This is a genomic window from Geomicrobium sp. JCM 19039 (assembly GCF_000698145.1).
Classification (GTDB): Bacteria; Bacillota; Bacilli; order Bacillales; family Marinococcaceae; genus Geomicrobium_A.
This window is the reverse complement of sequence record NZ_BAXB01000013.1, coordinates 18,580-38,325: the sequence shown is the minus strand read 5'-3', so window position 1 is coordinate 38,325 and position 19,746 is coordinate 18,580. Positions and strand designations below refer to the sequence as shown.

20 protein-coding genes and 4 pseudogenes are annotated in these 19,746 nt (G+C 47.2%); 1 reads left to right on the top strand and 23 read right to left on the bottom strand.

Features of this window, described 5'->3' with window-relative positions; all coding sequences use genetic code 11:
* Positions 1-22: 22 nt before the first annotated feature.
* The 5 genes from JCM19039_RS13105 to JCM19039_RS13085 all read right to left on the bottom strand — a co-directional run bounded on the left by JCM19039_RS13105 (position 23) and on the right by JCM19039_RS13085 (position 4,453).
* Positions 23-832, bottom strand: coding sequence for a flagellar hook-basal body protein (locus JCM19039_RS13105; protein WP_042427861.1), 810 nt, complete (start codon positions 830-832; stop codon positions 23-25).
* 43 nt (positions 833-875) lie between these two features.
* Complete coding sequence (locus JCM19039_RS13100; protein WP_307190253.1) at positions 876-1,628, bottom strand: flagellar hook-basal body protein; 753 nt, start codon at positions 1,626-1,628, stop codon at positions 876-878.
* A 52-nt stretch (positions 1,629-1,680) separates the two neighbouring features.
* Complete coding sequence (locus JCM19039_RS13095) at positions 1,681-2,682, bottom strand: rod shape-determining protein (protein ID WP_042427858.1); 1,002 nt, start codon at positions 2,680-2,682, stop codon at positions 1,681-1,683.
* A 343-nt stretch (positions 2,683-3,025) separates the two neighbouring features.
* On the bottom strand, positions 3,026-3,919 hold the full coding sequence (locus JCM19039_RS13090; RefSeq protein WP_052398782.1) for an acyl-CoA dehydrogenase family protein: 894 nt from the start codon (positions 3,917-3,919) through the stop codon (positions 3,026-3,028).
* 15 nt (positions 3,920-3,934) lie between these two features.
* A complete protein-coding gene (locus JCM19039_RS13085; RefSeq protein WP_042427855.1) occupies positions 3,935-4,453 on the bottom strand; it encodes a DUF4242 domain-containing protein in 519 nt (172 codons plus the stop codon).
* A 106-nt stretch (positions 4,454-4,559) separates the two neighbouring features.
* Here JCM19039_RS13085 and JCM19039_RS13080 point away from each other — a divergent pair, with 106 nt between their 5' ends.
* Positions 4,560-5,006, top strand: coding sequence for a helix-turn-helix domain-containing protein (locus tag JCM19039_RS13080; protein ID WP_042427853.1), 447 nt, complete (start codon positions 4,560-4,562; stop codon positions 5,004-5,006).
* Here the strand turns inward: JCM19039_RS13080 and JCM19039_RS13075 are convergent.
* The 18 genes and pseudogenes from JCM19039_RS13075 to JCM19039_RS26570 all read right to left on the bottom strand — a co-directional run bounded on the left by JCM19039_RS13075 (position 4,996) and on the right by JCM19039_RS26570 (position 19,733).
* A pseudogene (locus tag JCM19039_RS13075) lies at positions 4,996-5,747 on the bottom strand (ABC transporter permease). The gene JCM19039_RS13080 and the pseudogene JCM19039_RS13075 overlap by 11 nt on opposite strands.
* Positions 5,744-6,694, bottom strand: coding sequence for an ABC transporter substrate-binding protein (locus JCM19039_RS13070; protein ID WP_042427851.1), 951 nt, complete (start codon positions 6,692-6,694; stop codon positions 5,744-5,746). The pseudogene JCM19039_RS13075 and the gene JCM19039_RS13070 overlap by 4 nt, the downstream one beginning before the upstream one ends.
* 11 nt (positions 6,695-6,705) lie before the next feature.
* The gene (locus tag JCM19039_RS13065) at positions 6,706-7,473 is read right to left on the bottom strand and encodes an ABC transporter ATP-binding protein (protein ID WP_042427850.1); all 768 of its coding nucleotides are present in this window, start codon (positions 7,471-7,473) and stop codon (positions 6,706-6,708) included.
* Positions 7,474-8,016: 543 nt separating this feature from the next.
* Complete coding sequence (locus JCM19039_RS27375) at positions 8,017-8,604, bottom strand: substrate-binding domain-containing protein (RefSeq protein ID WP_307190252.1); 588 nt, start codon at positions 8,602-8,604, stop codon at positions 8,017-8,019.
* Positions 8,582-9,031, bottom strand: a complete 450-nt coding sequence (locus JCM19039_RS27370) for a LacI family DNA-binding transcriptional regulator (protein ID WP_307190251.1) — start codon at positions 9,029-9,031, stop codon at positions 8,582-8,584. The genes JCM19039_RS27375 and JCM19039_RS27370 overlap by 23 nt, the downstream gene beginning before the upstream one ends.
* Positions 9,032-9,053: 22 nt before the next feature.
* Positions 9,054-9,866: a carbohydrate ABC transporter permease gene (locus tag JCM19039_RS13055; RefSeq protein WP_042427848.1), complete on the bottom strand. Its 813-nt coding sequence runs from the start codon at positions 9,864-9,866 to the stop codon at positions 9,054-9,056.
* Positions 9,863-10,755 (bottom strand): annotated as a pseudogene (locus JCM19039_RS13050) (carbohydrate ABC transporter permease). The gene JCM19039_RS13055 and the pseudogene JCM19039_RS13050 overlap by 4 nt, the downstream one beginning before the upstream one ends.
* Positions 10,756-10,847: 92 nt before the next feature.
* Positions 10,848-11,204: an extracellular solute-binding protein gene (locus JCM19039_RS27365; RefSeq protein WP_307190250.1), complete on the bottom strand. Its 357-nt coding sequence runs from the start codon at positions 11,202-11,204 to the stop codon at positions 10,848-10,850.
* On the bottom strand, positions 11,201-12,106 hold the full coding sequence (locus JCM19039_RS13045; RefSeq protein ID WP_307190249.1) for an ABC transporter substrate-binding protein: 906 nt from the start codon (positions 12,104-12,106) through the stop codon (positions 11,201-11,203). The genes JCM19039_RS27365 and JCM19039_RS13045 overlap by 4 nt, the downstream gene beginning before the upstream one ends.
* Positions 12,107-12,148: 42 nt before the next feature.
* Positions 12,149-13,440: pseudogene (locus JCM19039_RS13040) on the bottom strand (GH1 family beta-glucosidase).
* A 201-nt stretch (positions 13,441-13,641) separates the two neighbouring features.
* Positions 13,642-14,175: an NAD(P)H-dependent oxidoreductase gene (locus tag JCM19039_RS13035; protein WP_042427845.1), complete on the bottom strand. Its 534-nt coding sequence runs from the start codon at positions 14,173-14,175 to the stop codon at positions 13,642-13,644.
* 19 nt (positions 14,176-14,194) lie between these two features.
* On the bottom strand, positions 14,195-14,446 hold the full coding sequence (locus tag JCM19039_RS13030; RefSeq protein WP_042427842.1) for a glutaredoxin family protein: 252 nt from the start codon (positions 14,444-14,446) through the stop codon (positions 14,195-14,197).
* Between the two features lie 13 nt (positions 14,447-14,459).
* Positions 14,460-14,876, bottom strand: a complete 417-nt coding sequence (locus tag JCM19039_RS26585; RefSeq protein ID WP_052398780.1) for an ABC transporter ATP-binding protein — start codon at positions 14,874-14,876, stop codon at positions 14,460-14,462.
* Entirely contained in the window at positions 14,873-16,264 is a 1,392-nt protein-coding gene (locus JCM19039_RS13025; RefSeq protein WP_052398779.1) for an oligopeptide/dipeptide ABC transporter ATP-binding protein, read from the bottom strand. The genes JCM19039_RS26585 and JCM19039_RS13025 overlap by 4 nt, the downstream gene beginning before the upstream one ends.
* A 16-nt stretch (positions 16,265-16,280) precedes the next feature.
* Complete coding sequence (locus JCM19039_RS13020) at positions 16,281-17,165, bottom strand: ABC transporter permease (RefSeq protein WP_238545040.1); 885 nt, start codon at positions 17,163-17,165, stop codon at positions 16,281-16,283.
* A 22-nt stretch (positions 17,166-17,187) separates the two neighbouring features.
* On the bottom strand, positions 17,188-18,117 hold the full coding sequence (locus tag JCM19039_RS13015) for an ABC transporter permease (protein ID WP_042427839.1): 930 nt from the start codon (positions 18,115-18,117) through the stop codon (positions 17,188-17,190).
* A gap of 13 nt (positions 18,118-18,130) precedes the next feature.
* Positions 18,131-19,287: pseudogene (locus JCM19039_RS27985) on the bottom strand (ABC transporter substrate-binding protein).
* A gap of 59 nt (positions 19,288-19,346) precedes the next feature.
* Positions 19,347-19,733: an ABC transporter substrate-binding protein gene (locus JCM19039_RS26570; protein ID WP_255343661.1), complete on the bottom strand. Its 387-nt coding sequence runs from the start codon at positions 19,731-19,733 to the stop codon at positions 19,347-19,349.
* Positions 19,734-19,746 lie beyond the last annotated feature (13 nt).

Sequence of the window (19,746 nt, the reverse complement as noted above, 5' to 3'; positions counted from 1 at the left end):
CCTTACGCTCTAGGGCACTACATTAACGTAAACTGTTCACAAGGCCCATCATTTGGTCAGACTGACTTAATGAACGAGAATGCATGCTATAAAGACGTTGCATCTCCATCAGTTTCACCATTTCCATAGCCATATCTACATTCGATTGTTCCAATGCGCCTTGAACAACCGATTCACTTGTCGCCGCTTCATATTCTAGTACATCACCAATGGCAAGATCAAGCGCATCCACGTCCGGAATTGCAAATAAATTATTGCCAATCGCTTCAAGTAATTGCGGCTTACTCACATTGGCTACACTCAACGTCCCGATGGCCACTTCTGTTCCATCATTTAACTGTGCGTTTAATGTTCCGTCAGGCTGTAACGTGAAATCAACCGCCTCTCCAGGCACAGTCATTGCGTTGCCGTTCACATCAAGTAGCGCTTCCCCGTTTCTCGTCACGAGCTGCCACGCTCCTGCTGCTGATTCTGTTAAATAAAAAGCGCCGTCACGCGTTAAGTACGTCTCACCATCTCGCTCCACAGGGAAGAACTGTCCAGGTTGCGTGAGTGCAAAGTCAAGACTCCGCCCGCTCTGGTGAATTGATCCTTGCTCAAAACGCATAGCCGTTTGTGCTAGTCCAGCCCCTGTACCGACGCGAATACCTTCCGGTGTATAGCGTGTACCTTCTGGTTGTGGGACGGTTTGATTGTTCACTTGTTGATAAAGCATATCGGCAAAAGAGCTCTCTCTTCTTTGATAGCCTGTTCGGTTCATATTCGCTAAGTTATGAGAAATTGTATCAATGCCTTGTTGCAACTGACCCATGGAAACCGTTGATGAAATCATTTCGTCACTCCCCCATTTCCGACATCATTCCCGGGAAATATGACTACCCAAGTCGACCGATGTCGTTTGCTGCCCGTTGTAAATTCTGGTCATATGCTTGAAGTACAGTCTGATTCGCTTCAAACTGTCGATAAGCGGTCATCATATCTGTCATCGTCGTCATCGGATCGACATTGGATCGTTCAACAAATCCTTGTTGCAACGAATATGGGAGATCGGCAATGCCGATTGCGCTTGGCAATTCTCCGCCCGCTGTCGTCAAAAGGCCCTCGCCAGCTTTCACCAAATCGTTCGGATCTTCTGCAAAACGAACGTCCAACTGACCGACCGCATTTCCTTCTTGGTCGGTAATCTCCCCCGTCTCATTCATCTGAAACCATTCATTCGTAACAAGCATTGCTTCACCATCATTACCGAGCAAACGATGCCCAGCACTCGTCGTTAAATAGCCTTCCCCATCAACGGCGAAATTACCGTTTCTCGTATAGGCAGCTTCTCCATCTTCACCTGCTACAGCAAAGAACAAGCCCCCACCATCAACGAAGCCTTGCAATAGCGCAACATCCGTACTCGTTCCAGTCTCTTGCAAGTCTCCTTGACGATAATCTGGCGTTCGCTCCTGCATATAAACCCCTGTCGAAAGTTCCCCGACCGGTTGCCTCTGACCGGTATTCATCGCTTGGATAAGCATGTTCGGAAACGAGCGAATGCCTGCGTAATCCGCTTTGTGCCCTGGTGTATTCACATTGGCTAAGTTATCGTTCAACATTTCCGTTCGGCGTTGCTGTGTAATCATCCTGAAGCCGCTTGATAATACCCACGAATCATAGTCCGCTTCCCCTCTCGTATTATGCCTTTAAGCGCGTCGACATCTTATCCAAATTCTCAAGAATAATTCCCGTACCAATGGCCACACAGTGCATCGGCTCCTCGGCAATGAGTACCGGCACTTTTAATTCATCTGTCAGCAGCGTGTCCATGCCGTGAAGAAGAGCTCCTCCTCCGGTAAGAATAACGCCTCGATCAATGATGTCTGCTGAAAGCTCAGGAGGTGTTTGCTCCAATACGAACTTTGCCGCGGCCACAATGTTCGAAACCGACTCGCTTAATGCTTCTTTAATCTCACTAGAATTAACCGTGATTGTTTGTGGAAGCCCGCTCACCATATCACGCCCGCGAATGTCCATTTGCTCGTCCCGACCGCTAGGCGAGACGGTCGCCACATTTTTCTTAATATCTTCAGCCGTTCGTTCACCGATAAGTAACTTGTATTTTCTCTTAATATACGCAAGAATGTCGCTATCAAACTGATCGCCAGCCGTTTTAATTGACTTCGACGTGACAATACCACCCATTGATAAGACAGCGACGTCTGTCGTTCCCCCGCCTATGTCAACGACCATATTGCCGCTCGGTTGGAAAATATCCATACCCGCACCAATCGCGGCCACTTTCGGCTCTTCTTCTAAGTACACGTTCTTGCCACCGCTCTTTTCAACCGTCTCACGAATTGCCTTTTGTTCCACTGATGTAATATCTGTCGGACAGCAAATTAATATCCTCGGTTTTACGAATGACGATTTGACGTTCACTTTCGCTAAGAAGTGGCGAAGCATTGCCTCGGTCAAATTAAAATCAGCAATGACGCCGTCTTTCATCGGACGAAGTGCGACAATGTTGCCAGGGGTTCTCCCGACCATGCGAAAGGCTTCTTCACCGACGGCTAGCGCTTTCCCCGTTCCTTTATCAATCGCTACAACTGAAGGTTCATTAAGCACGATGCCGCGCCCTTTAATGTGCATGAGCACATTTGCCGTTCCTAGGTCAATTCCAATATCTCTGCCAAACATTTGGCACCTTCCTCTCAAATGAAATGTCAATATATGTATAATAGTGTTCCCTTACGCTCACATCCACAGTCATCAATGCTTAATTTTACCACATCGATGTCGAAATATGAATCAAAGGATCGAATGTTTTGAGATTTCTCTGCGACTTGAGTCACACCCCTTAAAAAAACCCGCGCAGCCAATCATTTGGCTACGCGGGTTTCAGTATTGTCCATCATTTTCTCTAAATGCCGGATGGTCGGGGTTAGATTGACTAGAAAATAGGCTTCTCTCAACCTTCTTGCTGGGTGACTTTTCTTTGTATACGCAGGACCGCCGACGTGGAGCATCGTCATGTGCGCGGCTAAAATGGCCCTTCTGCGCTCGCTTTTCTAATTGGCAATAGTGCCTCCCAATAGAGCTCATCCTCGTTCGCAAACTGATTAGAAAGCGCAGCTTCTTGCTCTTTTAATAAGACGCTAATCGTGTCTGGCTGCTCGCTCAAATATTCGTTGCAGCCATTTTGTTTGCTGTTTGCGCTTTTCACCGCCGCAATCGCCGCTTCCATTACCCCAAAACCTAGCGGAATCTGGTACACGAGGAAGTACGGTCGGATCGTTGCCACAAAAGCATCGGCATCCTCTGCTAATATGTGCTCCGCAGGAATGACTTGGTCTAAAAACCGGACAGCATAGGTGGCACTTCCATTAATCCCTAAATACTCTTTCTTTTCTTTCAAGCGAATGTTCTCACTCGAACAATTCACAAAGATCATGATGTTCCGGTCTTCACCTTCAACACGAGCAACTGCGCCAAACCAATGGTTTGGACCAAGGTTTGAAACAGACGGCAACGTGCCGGATACTTCGTAGTTTTCGCCGACCGGTTTCGCTGACAAGTGCAATGGCTCTAAACCAGCAAAATGTTTCATCGGATTGGAAAGACCCGTTCCACCGAGAATGTCTCCACGCTCTAATCCATGGAGAAACTTCTGCTTAAGCGCTTCATTACTCGTATGACGAACGTATGTGAGCAACGCAAGGTGGCACCAGGCAATAAACCCTGTCGTCATGCAAAACTTTGAAACGACCTTCACCGTTTCGACTTCTTGTTGAACGGTTTCCAAATAAGAGCGTTCCTGCGAAGAGAAGCACCCATGCTCTCCAAGCCCTCGTAAGATTTGATCTGGATACATTCCTTCCATATCAATGTCTTGCACGAGTGGCTTTAATGTTTTTTTCAACCATTGCTCAAGCATGTGCTTCTCCTCCTATTAATCTCTGGATAGTTTTGTGATCGAGCTAACAGGTGCGCTTACCGCTTCCCTTGCACGTTTCACGGCATCATCGTCAGGGGCATCATAAAAACATAAACATTTTGTCATATCTTCACATACATACGTGCGCTGAAATTCGACTTCTGGTACTTCAGCATAGTGCACAGAGTTTTTCTTTTTGCGTGCCAAGTATTGGTCCATCGTTAAGTCTGCAGGGAAATTCCACTCTACAAGATAATTGATTTGTCCCGCATTTTTCTTCACATCTTCTAGCTCTTGCCCGACGATTCGCACTTCTTTCACTGTCTGCACCGTAAATGCTTCTCCTGAAAATGCAGGCTGAACCTCCTCTTCTTTGTTCGCTTCAACAATGACGTACACTTTCTTAAAGTCGCTCGCAACTTGCACTTCAATGAGCTTTCCCTCGTCTAGATGTAACGTTGCGACAGCTGCTTCTACAGCTGATTTGTTCTCACCAGACTCATTTAATGTCGCTTCAACTAAAAATAATGCCATTTGTTCGTCACTCCTTTATTGTTTGTAGTTATTTTATTATACTTAGTTAAAAAAATCAACTTAGTATACTCTATGTTATACTTACGAAACAAAAGGAGGAAATGTGATGAAAGAACGTTACCCACTTCCATGTAACATTGCACAAACACTGAACATCGTCGGCGATCGCTGGACGCTTCTCATCATTCATGAAATTCTTATCGGAAACACGACCTTTAATGATATTAAGCACAATCTTGAAACGGTTTCAGCAAACCTTTTATCATCTCGACTTAAGGCGTTGGAAGCAGAAGGAATGGTCACATCTGAGCTGTACAGCAAACACCCTCCACGCTATCAGTATGCACTCACCAACAAAGGGCGAGCACTTGAGCCCGTTTTTCATGCATTTCTGCTCTGGGGACGAGACCATTTGGACAAATGTTACAAGAAGCTCGTTGACGAACAGACCGGCCAAGAAGTGAGCATTGGTTTTTTTGATCGTGAGAGTGGTGAGCGAATTCCATCTGACCAATTGCAAGTGCTGCCGTACGAACGGCAAACTAGCGGTTAAATCCCCACTGTTTCCCAACCCATGTTTCAAACAGCCCGATCAGTTTATCGATGGCTAAGCCAAGTACGCCAATAAATACAATGCCTGCAAGCACGAGATCAAGGTCTAAAGCGTTTCTCGCATCAATGATGAGATACCCAAGTCCTGACTGTGCCCCGACCATTTCCCCGGCAACGAGGAAGATCCACGCAGTCCCGACCGCGAGGTGAAGGCCGTTGGCAATGCCGGGGAACGCAGCAGGAAGAATCACTTTATACATAAGTGCCGGCTGCCTTACTTCTAGGTTCTCGGCAAGCTTCAAATACGTTGCGTCCACTTTCTTTACGGCAGAGACGGTAGAAAGAAGCACAGGAAAGAACGCTGCGATAAAGATAATTACAATGGCAGGCATGCTTCCAATTCCAAACCAAAGCACGATAAACGGTGTCCAAGCAACCGGAGCAACTGGCCTTAACACTTGTACAATAGGGTCAGCAACCCCCCATAATCTTGGGGAACGACCTAAAATTAATCCGAGCACGATGGCGACGACGACGGCAAGGCCATATCCAGTAAAGAACCGGTACAAACTGACGACCATATGTTCAAACAGCGTACCATCCAGCGTCATGCTGACGATACCTTCCCCAACCGCAACGGGGATGGCAAAAGCGCTTCTTCGTAATCTCCAATCCAAATAACGAGTTGCCACACGATGACAACGAGCGTAAACGCGATGAGAATATTTACAAGTTTCTTCATGGGCGACGTTGGATCTCCTCAAGTAGTGACGTATCAACAAACTCTTCATAAGATGGCGGTTGCTCCATCAAGTTTAAATCGAGCACCCGCTCCGTCATATAATCATAATCCTCACGATTCACTTTCAAGTTTTCATAGGAAATCCATTCTAGTGACAATTCCAAAGCCTCTTCTTCCACATTCAAGTAAGCGAGGTGAGCATCAAGATCATCTTCAGCATGTTCGCCTGCTTGTACATAGCCTTCCATAAATTGTTTGGCTAACTCTGGGCGATCTTCTAAAAAGCTCTGTCTGAATACCATCGCACAACATAAGCACCCTGGCCAAAGTTGATGAGATTGACCGAGCACGTGGCCGACGTCTAGCGTGACGCCAATCGCCCCAAACGGCTCGGCGACGATATAGCTTTCGATTCGACCTTCTGAGAGCGCGGCAGGCATTTCTGCTGGCGGCATCTCCACAACGTTTACATCGTCATAAGCCATATCTGCATTCTCTAACATTTTATCGAGTAACAAGTTGTGCGTAGACAAGGTGTGTGGTATAGCAACCGTTTTTCCGTGCAGGTCTTCTACATGCTGAATGTCGTGGCTGGCGATGATGGCATTCCCGTCTTCATGGCCGAGTGCCGTTGCTTTGATGTCAATCCCTTTTTCACGGGCTTTCATCGCAAGTGGAAAGAGTACTGATGCACCGTCAATTCTGCCACTGTTCAGCGCGTCCATCAGGTCAATCCACGTTCCGAAGCGAATCAGTTCGATCTCTGCGTCATGCATGAATTGTTCTTGCTGTTCATTGGCGATGTATAGGGGCGCTGCATGAGTGATAGGCAGATAGCCTACCTTAATCGTGTTGTCTGCAGCCGCTTCACGTTGCTGGCACCCACTCATCACAATGGCCGAAACGAGAAGCAATATGGCTGGGATTGCATAGTATTGACGTGGCATCGTGGGTCCCCCTAGATGTGATAATCAGAATCAATTTCGGTTCTACCAAAATGAAACGTATCAAAAATTAGCTTTCGAAAATATTGAAAATCGCCATGGCTTCGATCTCTTGGCCGCGGTAACGTGATGTTGATTGTTTTTTGAATTGTGCCAGGATTTCGGTCCATAATGATGATCCTGTCTGAAAGATACACCGCTTCATCAATATCATGGGTGACAAGAGCAATCGTCGTCTCCTCTTGTTGCTGAATGCGGAGCAACTCATCTTGGAGGTGATAACGATTAAATGTATCGAGAGCGGCAAACGGTTCGTCCATTAAGATAAGTTCCGGCTGAATAGCCAGCGCTCGCGCAATCGCCACTCGCTGCTGCATTCCTCCGGACAACTGAGACGGGAATTGGCTGGCACTGCTCGCCAGCCCGACTAGCTCTAGATACTGTTCCGCTCGCGCTCGCCGTTCTTCTTTGGATGGAACTTCCGCCTCCAACGCGAACTCGACATTCTTTTGTACCGTTCGCCATGGAAGAAGCCCGTAATGTTGAAATAGCATGATGGCGCGACGGCTCGGACGCTCTACCGGTTTTTCATCAAGGTGGACAGCACCGGATGTTGGTGCCTCAAACCCACCGATCACATTGAGAAGCGTACTTTTACCACAGCCACTCTCGCCAAGAATAGAAACGAATTCTCCTTTTTCAATCGATAGAGAAATCTCTGACAAAACTTGATGGGATTGGAACGATTTGCTCATCTGTTGAACATCGACAAGGGATGTCATCGGATCACCTTAATTCATGTATATTTGATAATACTTAGTTGTTTACTATGTTTTAAGTTATTTTATTACACTCGGTTAGAAAATACAACTGAAAATACAAAAAAGTCTGGTTAGCGGATGACCAGGAGACGGGACCGACCGCAACTTGGATCTTAAGTTCAATCGATTGCATGAAGGGCAAAAAGCCCACAAAAAGAACGAAACCCCAACGTAGACATTACGTTGGGGTTTCGTCAAAGCCTCATATTAAAAGTTAGAAAGCCCATAAACAAACAGCAAAGACGCAAAATTTTCGCATGAGTGGGCTTAAAAAGGGGGTGGCTCGTCGCGCCTATTCTGCGCGCAAGTTTTGTCAATCTGCGCTCTAGTTTGCTAGATTCAGACGATTGCTCGTCAATTCCATGCTAACTTGCGCGCACTTTCTTCCAACTTGCGCGCAGATTTGTGTCTGGAGAGATAGAAACCTTTCGGGCCCGGTGGGGCCGAACCGAAACCGGTCTAGCTTCGGCGCGGGGAGTGACCACGATGTTCGCTCGCCCCACCTCAACCCTCAACCGGATTGGACGAAGCCCGAATGACGAGCTCTGGCTCCACGAGCCGCTCCACGCCGTGCATGTTCTCGTCAATTAAGTCTTTAAGCAACCGGGACGCGAGCTGTCCGATCTTTTCTTTGTTTTGGCGGACGGTTGTGAGCGGCGGGTCTACATATTGTGCTGCATCGATATCGTCACAGCCGATGATGCTGTATGAATGAAGGGGCAACTGTGCCTCTTTAAGTGCCCGTAGCGCACCAATCGCCATCAAGTCGGAGGCGGTAAAAATGGCGGACGGGACGGATTCTTGCTGCAGAAACGAACGCATCGCTTCGTAGCCGCTCTGTTCGAAGAAATCTCCTTCATAGATCCAGTCTTCGTTAACGTGAAGCTGATAGCTACGCATCGCGCTGTGGAAGGCATCCAAGCGCAGACGGGCAATGGTCGACGGTTTTTGCCCGCCGATAAAGCCGATATCTCGGTGACCTTCTAAATAGAAATGTTCAATGACCTTTGCTAACATTTCATCGTTGTCGGTCATCAAGTACGTCGAGTTTTTGCCCCGCAAGGTGAGATCAATGCCAACACAAGATCTCACTCTCGTCAAGCGCATAGACGGACGGCTGAATTGTCTCCCCGCCGATAATGATGCACCCGTCAACATTGTAATGACGGCATCTTTCTAAGAAATCTTCGTCTCCTTCGTGAAAATGTTCATTTGAAAAGAACATCAGGTCATAACCAAGCCGCCCGACGCTATTTTTAAACGCATTTAACACATCGACGAAAAACGGATGGTTAAAGTCAGCATTTACCCGCCCTGCATAGATGACACCAATCACATGCGTCACCTTTTTCGCTAATGATTGGGCAGAATACGATGGCCGGTATCCGTGTTCTTTCATAATCTGCAAGACTTTATTTTTCGTCTCACTCCCGACATCATCGTAGTTGTTAATGATTTTAGATACCGTGCTCTGTGAAACGCCTGATAGGCGTGCGATTTCTTTGATTGTCATTCTCATTTGCTTTTACACACTCCTATTGTTATCCCTTCAACGCGCCGTCGGTGATGCTGCGGATAAATAATCGATTAAAAATAAGAAACACAACGATGAGTGGGACGGTCGCCCAAAACGTTCCTGACATAATCATACCGTAATCCCGGCTCCGGTCACTTTCTAATACACTCAATGCAACTTGAAGTGTATACATCGACGTATCTTGCAATGCGATGAGCGGCCACATAAAGTCTCCCCAGATTTGCATAAACACGATAATTCCGAGTGTAGCAAACGCCGGATACACCATCGGAATGACGATATTCCAATACATTCGCCAGTTGGAACACCCATCAATGCGGGCCGCTTCTACAATTTCATCATGAATAGCGCTATAGATGTACTGCCTCATCCAAAATATCCCGAACGCGTTAATTAACCCTGGGAAAATAAGGGCACGATAATCATTCAGCCAGCCAAAGTTTGTAATTAAATAATACAGCGGAATCACACCCAGTACAGGCGGAATCATCATCGTTGCAAGCACAATGAGAAACAAGGATCGTCGACCTGGGAACTGTAGTTTTGCAAACGCAAACCCCGCTAGAGAACAAAGAAAGATGACGCCGATCGTAATCGTACTTGCAACAAAGAATGAATTGAGCAAGTTACGGAAAAACGGAATGTTGCTTAAGACGTTTTCAAAGTTCGTCATCATTTCTGGACCTGGAATTAACACAGGGGGAATGCTATTAATTACATGGTTTGGGCTCGTCGCCATGACAAACATCCAATAGATTGGGAAAATCGACAAGAGAGAGACGATGATTAGAAGCGTATAAACGATTCCTTTTTTCATACTCGCGCCCTCCGTTTCGACTGCTGACCGATTCGACTCGTCAAGAACATGTTTACAGCTGTAAATACAATAATAATAAAAAATAGGATGAGCGACGTTGCCGCTGCGGTTCCGAAGTAGTTATTATGAAACCCTTCCCGGTACAAATAGAGCACAACGGTCATACCTTCTGGGCGATACCCAGAAAAAATCATTGGCTCGGCGAACACTTGCAAAGCACCCACCGTGGCCGTAAATACGGTAAAGAGAATGAACGGTTTTAACATTGGAATCGTAATGTAGCGAAGCTGCTGAAAAATCGATGCCCCTTCTAGCCGCGCCGCTTCATATAAATGCCCGGGTATGCTCTGCATTCCCGCTAAATAAATAAGCGTATTGTAGCCGAGCCAGCGCCAAAAAATCATCGTCGCTATCGCAATCTTCGCACCCCATTCCGAACGGTTCCACACGACGGGTCCATGCCAAACAAACCGATCACAGAGTTGATTAGCCCGTGTGGCTGGTTACTAAAAATAACGCTAAACACAATGGCTACCGCTACAATCGACGTCACGTACGGCAAAAAGATCATCATCCGAAATACATTTTTGTATTTTAAAAATGTTGCATTAAGGGCGTACGCGAGCAATATTCCGATGACGAGCTGAGGCGCGGTTCCCATAATACCAATAATGAGTGTGTTCGAAAGACTTTTCCAAAACAACTCGTCGTTTAAGATGTACTGAAAGTTATGTAAGCCTGCGAATTCCATGTCGCTCAGCCCGTCCCAACGAAAGAAACCAATATAGAAACTAAACAAAATCGGAAACAGACCAAACACAGCAAACAACAAATAAAACGGGGAAATAAACAAATATCCCGATAGCGCATTTCGCTTCTTTTCAGTAATTTTTTTTCTGTTTTTTCTCCAAGGTAAGGCCCATGATTATCTCTCCTCGAAAGGAAGAGAGGAATGATTCACACTCCTCTCCCGAAATAGAATTACCGATTCATTTGCTGATCAATTCGATTCACTGCCGCTTGCCATTCTTGCTCAGCGTCAGACCCATCAACAACATTCATGAGCGCTTCAAGAACTTCCTCGTTTGCCATGCCGTAGTGTCTTCCTTTGTAGATGTAACTCACGTCTTCAGCGGCTTCCGCAAAGATTTGTGCGGTGTTTTGACCACCGAAATACTCGTCGCTATAATTTTGGAACTCTTCCATCTCATACGTAGCTGGTGTGGAAGGGAATAGACCGTCAGCCCGAAACGCTTCGAGCTGTTGGTCCGGAGAAAGCATCCACGCTAAAAACTCATACGCCTCTTCTGGATGGTCCGACTCCGCTGGAACCGTCATATACGAACCACCCAGTTACCGCCTTCATCTCCTGGCATCGTCACGACGCGCCACTCATCAGAATCGGGAGCATTGTTCCGGATCACCCCTTGCATCCAGGCCGGTGCTAACATCGTCGCGTAACTGCCTTGCGCTTGGGCGTCCCCCCATTCTGGTGACCACATATCCACACTTCCAACCGTGCCCTCATCAATCATGTCCACCGTGTAATCATAGGCTTCGCGCACATGAGCGGAAGTCTCCATAATGAGTTCATCCTCTTCATTGAAGTACGCCTCAGGGCGAATGTCTCGCTGAGCGTTAAAGATAAGCTCAGGGTTATCGACCATTGGTTTTCCCGTCTCTTCATAAATGGTCCGCGCGGTTTCTTCATAGTCCTCCCACGTAGCGATCATCTCTTCTACTTCCTCGGGTTCGCTAGGCAGACCAGCTTCTTCAAAAACATCTTGACGATAGAACATAACGGTCGGTCCAATATCTGTCGGAAGTCCAAACAAGAAGTCTCCGTCGGTGTTCTCTGAAACCGCCCACGCCCAATCTAAATAGTCACCGGCCACATCTTCTGCACCGTACTCATACAAATTGTGAAAGCGATCTTCCGCCACTTGGAACCGATCCATTTCGGAAACTTCAATCATCGCCATGTCTGGTGCTCCACTACTTGCTGATAGTGCATTAAACAAGTTGTTGTGGTGGTCTTCCATATCGAGATTTTCCACTTGAATCGTAATATGTGGATGTTCTTCCATATACTCCGCTGCCATCTCCTCATACGGAACGGTGTCAAACGTCCACATCGTTAATGACACCTCTTCACCATCTGCAGAAGACCCCTCATCCCCATTACATGCAGTCAATAGTAGCACCGAACCGACAACAACATACCCGTTACGCCACTTCATTCATTCGTCCTCCTTTTTTGAAGAAACCGCTTTCGTAAACATTCATGAATGTACCGTCTGACTAGCAATGAACGCTTGTAACCAATAGGCACTTTGCTTAGGCGTTCGTTTGAGTGTTGTAAAATCAATATGAACAACCCCAAATCGCTTTGATAACCCGTACGCCCATTCAAAATTGTCCAGAAACGACCAGACATAATACCCACGTAAATCAACGCCCGACTGGATGGCTCGTAAACACGATTGCAAGTGTTGGTCTAGATAATCGGCTCGCTGCTCATCATTCACCTCTCCCCCAACCACTTCATCTCGATACGCCGCACCGTTTTCTGACACATACAACGGCTGTTTTCCATAATCATTCGTCACTCTAACGAGCAAATCATATAACCCTTCTGGATACACATCCCATTCCATAGCCGTTTTCGGCAGGCTCGTTTCTACCGGCTTCGATCCTGCGGGATTCTCAGTCGACACCGGGGAAGCCTCCACAAAATCGCTTGAATAATAATTAATGCCGAGAAAATCAATTGGCTGCTGAATCTGCTCTAAATCTCCTTGTTGTAAAAATGACAGATCCGTCTGTTTTTCATAGATTGTGAGCATATCCTTAGGATACGTTCCTTTATAAACGGGGTCCAAAAACCACCGGTTTAAGAAGCCATCCGCCGAATGACAGCCTCTTGGCTCGACGGGCGGGAATCTGCTGGGTAATGAGAACTAAGGTTTAAGGCGATGCCCGTTTGTTGCTCGGTTTGCTTCATCGCGCGCAAACGCTCTGTCGCAAGACCGTGGGAAAGTAGCAAGTGGTGAGCGGCGGTCAGGAAATTGTTTAATCCTTTTTTACCCGGAGCGTGAATTCCTTCGCCATACCCTAAGCGCGATGCTACCCACGGCTCATTTTGCGTAATCCAATACGGCACTTCAGCAGAGAATTCGCGAAACATCCGCTCCGCATATTCCGCAAAGTAGTAAGCCGTATCGCGGTTTAACCAGCCGCCTTCATCCTCTAATTGTTGAGGAAGCTCCCAATGATAGAGTGTGAGCATCGGTGTGATCTGGTGTTCATTCAATTCATTGATCAGCCGTTTATAAAAATCAATTCCGGCTTCGTTTACAGGGCCTCTACCATCCGGCATCACACGTGACCAATTGATCGAGAAACGATAATGGCTAAAGTTTAAATTTTTCATCAATTTAATATCTTCTTTGAAATAAGTATAGTGATCACAGGCTATTCTGCCATCTGTCTGATCGAGGATCGCCCCTTCTTGTTCAACAAATGTATCCCAAATGCACGGCCCTTTTCCGTCAACGTCCGCTGCTCCTTCAATTTGATATGAGGATGTGGCAGCGCCCCAATGAAACGATCGTGGAAATGTATACAGTTGACTCGCCCCTTTCGAAAAATATACTAAACCGGTTTCGAATACAATTTACAATCAATTCAGAAATAAGTCAATGTTTTTTTAGAAAGCGCTTTCTTTATTGATAAAAAAACAGCCGGCCGAAACGGCCGACGTCGAGGTAATTCTTTACGATGTCTGCTGCTGAACGATCATCGCGTTTATAAAATGTTCTAGCTCTGTGTGCATCCTAGCTTCTGCTTGCTGTTCAATGATTCTCCCCTCTGCTACATGAGCATCCAAGACGTAACTTCCTTTTTGAATCCAGCTGGCACCGAGTGCGGTGAGGACAGGTTTGAGGCTGTAATCAATAGCAAGAAGGTGGCCGAAGGACCCACCAATCATTATGGGAAGTACGACTTTATTTTCCAGACTTTTCATCGGTAACAGATCCAAAAACGTCTTTAACACACCGGAATAGGCGGATTTAAACACAGGTGTTAGCACAATGACCGCCCGCGCTTCTTGTACGGTTTTTAATGCATTCGCAATTTCTGCGCGCTTTGAATTTGCTGTAATTAAGTCTTCGGACGGCAGTTCAAACACTGGAATGACGGAATAGGACTGTTGCGTCGACTCCAGATGATCGATGGCATAGTCGGTTAATACGTTCAAACGGGACTCAGCTTTTACACCTCCGTAAATGATCGCTACATCCGTCATATGACTCATCCCCTTTTCTTTACGTTTGTTGGAGTGCTTTTTCCACATGCTCAATGCCGACCTCTGTGACAGCTGAGTAGACATGGTCGTTTCCAATTTCCACGACGGGTACGTGGCGAATGCCGTACTTCACTTCCAAAATGTCACGATAGTCATCCTTCTCTGTAATATCAATCTCTGAAAACGCAACGTTTTTTCCGCGGAGAAATCCTCGCACTTCTTCACAATAGTGGCACCCTGCTTTTGACCAAACGATTATGGTTTGACTCATTCCAACGTCCTCCTTACATAGATTGTGGGATTGCTCCGATCAGCTTTTTCGTATAGTCATGCTGCGGAGTGTGAAAGATGTGATTTCGATCACCGATCTCAATGAGCTCTCCGGCCTTCATGACACCGATACGATCCGAGATGTAGCGAACGACACCAAGGTCGTGGCTAATAAACAGATACGTAAGACCGAGTTCTCTTTGCAAATGTTTCAATAAGTTAATGATTTGCGCCTGCACAGAAACATCCAACGCGGATACGGCTTCATCTGCAACGATAAAGCGGGGCTTTGTACTAATGGCGCGGGCAATGTTCAGCCTTTGTCGCTGCCCTCCAGAAAATTGATGAGGATACCGTTCTCCCCATTCCGGATTCAAACCGACCTGATCGAGAAGACGTTCGACTTTTTCTTGAAGTTTTCTTCCTTTCAAACCGAAATGGAGGCAAGCGGTTCCCCGACAATGTCTTTTGCTTTCCAGCGTGGATCCAATGATGCATATGGATCTTGGAAAATAATCTGAATGTCTTTACGGTAGCTTCTTAATTGTCGATTTTTTAAGGTTCTTAAATTGATTTGATCGTAAAGGATCGTTCCTTCTGTTTGGTCTTCTAATTGAAGCAGCAACCGGCCCAACGTCGATTTTCCGCTGCCGGATTCGCCAACGAGTCCGAACGTTTCTCCTTTGTAGATATCAACAGAAACACCATTCACGGCAATGATTTTCGTTTTCCTTGCTCTCTTTGATGAAAATACCTTTTTTACGTTTTCCGCCGTATAAAGAATTTCATTACTTTTCAATGTGTTGCCTTTCAGATTTTTTTCAGCAGCGATTTCATCCAGCGGCTGTACAGCATCATCCACATGCCAACACGCAACGTGCTGCTGATCGACAGACGTCAGCTGCGGCTCTTTACGGCATTTATTCGTCGCATGTGCACAGCGGTCTTGGAACGCACAACCCGAAGGCACGTTTGATGGGTCCGGTATGGAACCGGGAATGGTCCTGAGTGGGTAAGCTGGGTCGGCCTGTGCGACCGCACTCGCCTTTAAAAGACCGGACGTGTAAGGATGCAACGCTTTGCGGGCTAGGGTTTTCGCATCCGCAATCTCAACGATCTTGCCCGCATACATCACGACAATTCGGTCCGACACTTCCGCGGCAAGACTCAAGTCGTGAGTGACCATCAACAGCGTCATTTTGTATTCGTTTTGCAGCGACTTTAACAGACTCATGATGTCTGCTTGAACGGTCACATCGAGTGCTGTCGTCGGCTCATCAGCGATGAGCAGCGCAGGCCTGCAGGAAAGGGCCATCGCAATCATGGCTCGCTGCAGCATGCCGCCTGAAAGTTCATTTGGGTATTGCTTGAAATGAAGAGATGGAGATGGCAGCTTTACTTTTGCCAGCATGTCGAGCGCTTTTTGTTTCGCTTCTTTCTTCGAAATGTCTTCATGCTCTCGTATTGTCTCAACGATCTGCCTGCCGATCGTGAACACCGGATCAAAAGCAGACATCGGCTCTTGAAAAATCATCGCGATTTCCTTCCCGCGAATCGCCTGCATCTGTTTTGCTGTTTTTAGATGAAGCGGTTCGTGGCGAAACGCCACTTCTCCGCAGGTCTGCTCTGCTTGTTCGTAATCAATGAGACGCATGATCGTTTTTGCGAGCAACGTTTTCCCACTTCCCGATTCTCCTACGAGACAAACGGTCTCCCCTTCGCGCAACTCAAGCGACACGTGACGAAGTAAAGGAATTCCTTCTCCTTCTTTTCCCTTTACTTCTACACTTACATCTCTTACATCCAGAATCTGTTCCAAAACACGGGTCCTCCTCTCAAATTGAACGACGGGGATCTAAACGATCTCTAAGGTAGTCGCCGACAATATTAATGGAAAGTACGAACAACGTGATCGCAAGTCCCGGGAAAGTGACCGTCCACCAGGCAACCGTCAAATAGTTGCGCCCTTGGGAAAGTAGCGTACCCCAATCAGGAATCTCCTTAATCACGCCTAAACCTAAAAAACTAAGGCCCGCACCGACGAGTAAAGATGAGCCGACTCCGACAGTCGCCATGACTAGAATCGGCGCATACACGTTCGGCATAATGTGGCGCTTAAACGTTCGAATCGGGTTGAGTCCGATCGCTCGTGAAGCGGTAATATACGGCCTTTGTTTTGTTGATTTCACCTGTCCGCGAATGACCCGAGCATAGCCTGGTATCGCAGCGATGGCGATTGCCAAGATAAGGTTTTGCAAGCTTGGGCCAAGTGCGAGTGCAATCACGAGCGCGAGCAGCACCCCCGGAATCGCCATGAGAATATCAATGAGCCGCATGAGCACACCTTCAATTACGCCTCCAGCATATCCGGCAATCGCCCCAACGAGGCCACCCGCGAAAAGACCGATGGCTACGGCCGCAAATCCGATGACTAACGAATCTCTTGCTCCGTGGATGACCATCGTCAGCACGTCGCGACCGTAATGGTCAGTACCCATCCAATGCGAGAGTGACGGGGACTGGAGTGTACGATCTTGAAACAACTCGGTCGGTCCGTACGGAGCTATCCACCCCGGTAGTAGAGCACATAAAATAAAGATAAAAACAATGACACTTGCCACCCAGACGCCGACGTCGGAGAGCGCGCGTCGTCTCTTTCTTTTCGGATGGATGTTTTCGCTTGCGTTCATTTGGATTTTTTCACTTGTTAGTACGCGCACACCGTTTCCTCCTTTCATCCAGCTAGCCGGCGCCTCTTCGTATTCGTGGGTCGATGGCGGAATACGATAGGTCAATCGTGAAGTTCACAAGCACATACACGACTGCCGTGACGATAACGACACCTTGCACGACCGGAAAGTCTTGCGTAATAATGGCATCCGCCACCAACCTTCCGATGCCTTGTCTGGAAAAAACCGTCTCAATAACGACAGCACCTGCCAGCAGCTCTCCGACTTGCACGCCGATCATTGTGATTGCAGGTATCAGAGCATTACGGAACACGTGAAGGTAAGTCACTTTTCCGTCAGACAACCCTTTTGCTCGCAGCGTCGTGACGTAAGGATCTTGAATCGTCTCCAGTACACTGTTTCGGACCATCCGAACAATGTATCCAGCACTGACAAAACCGAGGGCTAGCGATGGTAAAATTAACGACTGAAATCCTTCAGAGCCCATTGTCGGAAGCCAACCAAGGGTGACGCCAAACAATAGAATCAGCAGAATCCCTGACCAGAAGGTCGGCATCGATACACCGAACAAACTCACAACGCGCACGAGAAAATCAATCCACGTATTCGATTTTAGCGCCGAAAGAATGCCGAGCGTGACACCAAACACAACCGCAACTCCCATGCTCATGACCGTCAATTGAATGGTTGCTGGCAACTGTTCGAGAATACGGTCGAGTACCGGCTCCTGAGTGACGAAGGAGTGCCCGAAATCGCCTTGCAGCAAATTACCCATATAATTAAGAAACTGCTGATGGAGCGGCAAATCCAAACCGAGCTGTTCCCGTAGGTGCATAATGGTGTTCTCATCTGCCGGCGCACCGTCTAACATGCGCTGAACTGGGTCTCCGGGCAACATATACAAAATCAAGAATACGAGAGCACAAGCCCCGAGCACAACGCCAATTGCACTAAACAACCGTTGAATAACTAGCCGCTTCATTCTCATTCACTCCTTACTGCCCTACACTTGCATCATAGAATAACGGATAGCCGAGTGTATCAAAGGCAATTCCGTCTACACGGCTGCTCGACGCAACAGTGTACGGAAACACATAGACCGGCAGTCCCAACACTTCATCTTGCACGTATGTTTGAATTTCATCATAAATGGCCAATCGCTCTTCCTCATCGAGCGCTTCCAGTCCATCGACGAACAATTGATCCAACTCATCAGAAGAATAGTGTGTATGATTATGTCCCCACTGTTCCGCGGTTGGAATCGCATTTGAATGATAGAAGCTTCTTAAAATGTCCGGATCTCCGGAAACGTTGCTCACCCCGTGCAAATGATTATCACTTCGGTCCATGACGACATCAAATGTGTCTGCATAAATTTCAATGTCCACCTCAATGCCGACCTCACTTAATTGCTGTTGAATTAAATAGGCAATGTCATTTCGTTTCTCCCTGTTTGGAGATGATTCAACGTAAAAAAGTTGAAGTGGCTCTCCGTCTTTTACACGCGTTCCGTCTCCTTGACGTTCCCATCCGAGTTCATCTAGCAAGCGATTCGCTTCTTCAATGTTTTGATCATCCGTTTCTCGATCAATTGACCAGGTGTCCCCGGGGTCAGCGGCGCGTCTGCCCGCTCATACTGACCAAGGTAGAGACTGTCGACGATGCTGTCCAAGTCGAGGGCAAGTTGCACCGCTTTCCTCGCTTCATACTCATCCCAAGGCTCATGATTTTGGTTAAACATGAGCGTAAACGGAATGCCTGTAGATTCTGCACTCAGCAAATCGATGTCTGGATTTCCTTCCAAGGCATCGACGTTTTGCGGCGGTACAGTTTCAGCTGCTAATACTTCGTTGCTTTGTACGCTTCCAATCCTCGAAGACTCTTCGGGAATGATGTAAAACGACAAAGTGTCCAGATGAGGCGTTCCTTGATTTTCAGCTATCGGCGGTCCCCATTGATACTCATCGTTTCGCTGTAGCGTAATCTTGCTGTTCTCTTGCCAGCTTTCAAACACAAACGGGCCGGTACCAACTGGATTCGTGCTTAACGCACTTCCGTGCTCTTCAGCTGCTGTCGGAGAAACGATGCCTAGAAATGCTTGGCTTAAATAGCTTAAAAAGGGGCTGTACGGCTGTGAAAGTTGGACGGTAATTGTATGTTCATCGACGATTTCCGATGATTCATAAGGTCCGAGAAGCGTCGTCGCAAATCTTACTGCGTCTTAGGATCTTTAATGCGTTCGAAATTGTATTGGACTGCTTCCGCATTGAATGGTGTGCCATCGTGAAACGTGACGTCGTCGCGTAAATGAAACGTATACGCTGTACCATCATCTGAGATTTCCCAGCTCTCTGCGAGCCAAGGTTCAATTCCGTCTTCGGTTTGAATGACGAGGCTGTCATAAATAGAACGCATCACTCGGTAATCAACAGCTGCAGGAACCACATTCGGATCGAGCCCACCCGGAGACGTCGCCAGTGCATAACTAAGTTCCCCACCTTCGGTTGGTGTCGCATCCGCTGCACTTTGTTCATTTTCCTCGCTACATGCACCGAGCAATAAAATTCCTGCGGTCAGAAGCGTCGCTGTCTTCTTCATCTTCTCCCTCACT

Coding starts and splice junctions, on each gene's coding strand:
- JCM19039_RS13105 (WP_042427861.1), bottom strand. CDS start 832: ATGATTTCATCAACGGTTTCCATGGGTCAGTTGCAACAAGGCATTGAT.
- JCM19039_RS13100 (WP_307190253.1), bottom strand. CDS start 1,628: ATGATTACACAGCAACGCCGAACGGAAATGTTGAACGATAACTTAGCC.
- JCM19039_RS13015 (WP_042427839.1), bottom strand. CDS start 18,117: ATGAAGCGGCTAGTTATTCAACGGTTGTTTAGTGCAATTGGCGTTGTG.
- JCM19039_RS13065 (WP_042427850.1), bottom strand. CDS start 7,473: ATGACATCCCTTGTCGATGTTCAACAGATGAGCAAATCGTTCCAATCC.
- JCM19039_RS26570 (WP_255343661.1), bottom strand. CDS start 19,733: ATGAAGAAGACAGCGACGCTTCTGACCGCAGGAATTTTATTGCTCGGT.
- JCM19039_RS13080 (WP_042427853.1), top strand. CDS start 4,560: ATGAAAGAACGTTACCCACTTCCATGTAACATTGCACAAACACTGAAC.
- JCM19039_RS13090 (WP_052398782.1), bottom strand. CDS start 3,919: ATGCTTGAGCAATGGTTGAAAAAAACATTAAAGCCACTCGTGCAAGAC.
- JCM19039_RS27365 (WP_307190250.1), bottom strand. CDS start 11,204: ATGACGGTTCCAGCGGAGTCGGACCATCCAGAAGAGGCGTATGAGTTT.
- JCM19039_RS27370 (WP_307190251.1), bottom strand. CDS start 9,031: ATGAGAATGACAATCAAAGAAATCGCACGCCTATCAGGCGTTTCACAG.
- JCM19039_RS13045 (WP_307190249.1), bottom strand. CDS start 12,106: ATGAAGTGGCGTAACGGGTATGTTGTTGTCGGTTCGGTGCTACTATTG.
- JCM19039_RS13035 (WP_042427845.1), bottom strand. CDS start 14,175: ATGACGGATGTAGCGATCATTTACGGAGGTGTAAAAGCTGAGTCCCGT.
- JCM19039_RS13070 (WP_042427851.1), bottom strand. CDS start 6,694: ATGCCACGTCAATACTATGCAATCCCAGCCATATTGCTTCTCGTTTCG.
- JCM19039_RS13085 (WP_042427855.1), bottom strand. CDS start 4,453: ATGGCATTATTTTTAGTTGAAGCGACATTAAATGAGTCTGGTGAGAAC.
- JCM19039_RS13055 (WP_042427848.1), bottom strand. CDS start 9,866: ATGAAAAAAGGAATCGTTTATACGCTTCTAATCATCGTCTCTCTCTTG.
- JCM19039_RS13030 (WP_042427842.1), bottom strand. CDS start 14,446: ATGAGTCAAACCATAATCGTTTGGTCAAAAGCAGGGTGCCACTATTGT.
- JCM19039_RS13095 (WP_042427858.1), bottom strand. CDS start 2,682: ATGTTTGGCAGAGATATTGGAATTGACCTAGGAACGGCAAATGTGCTC.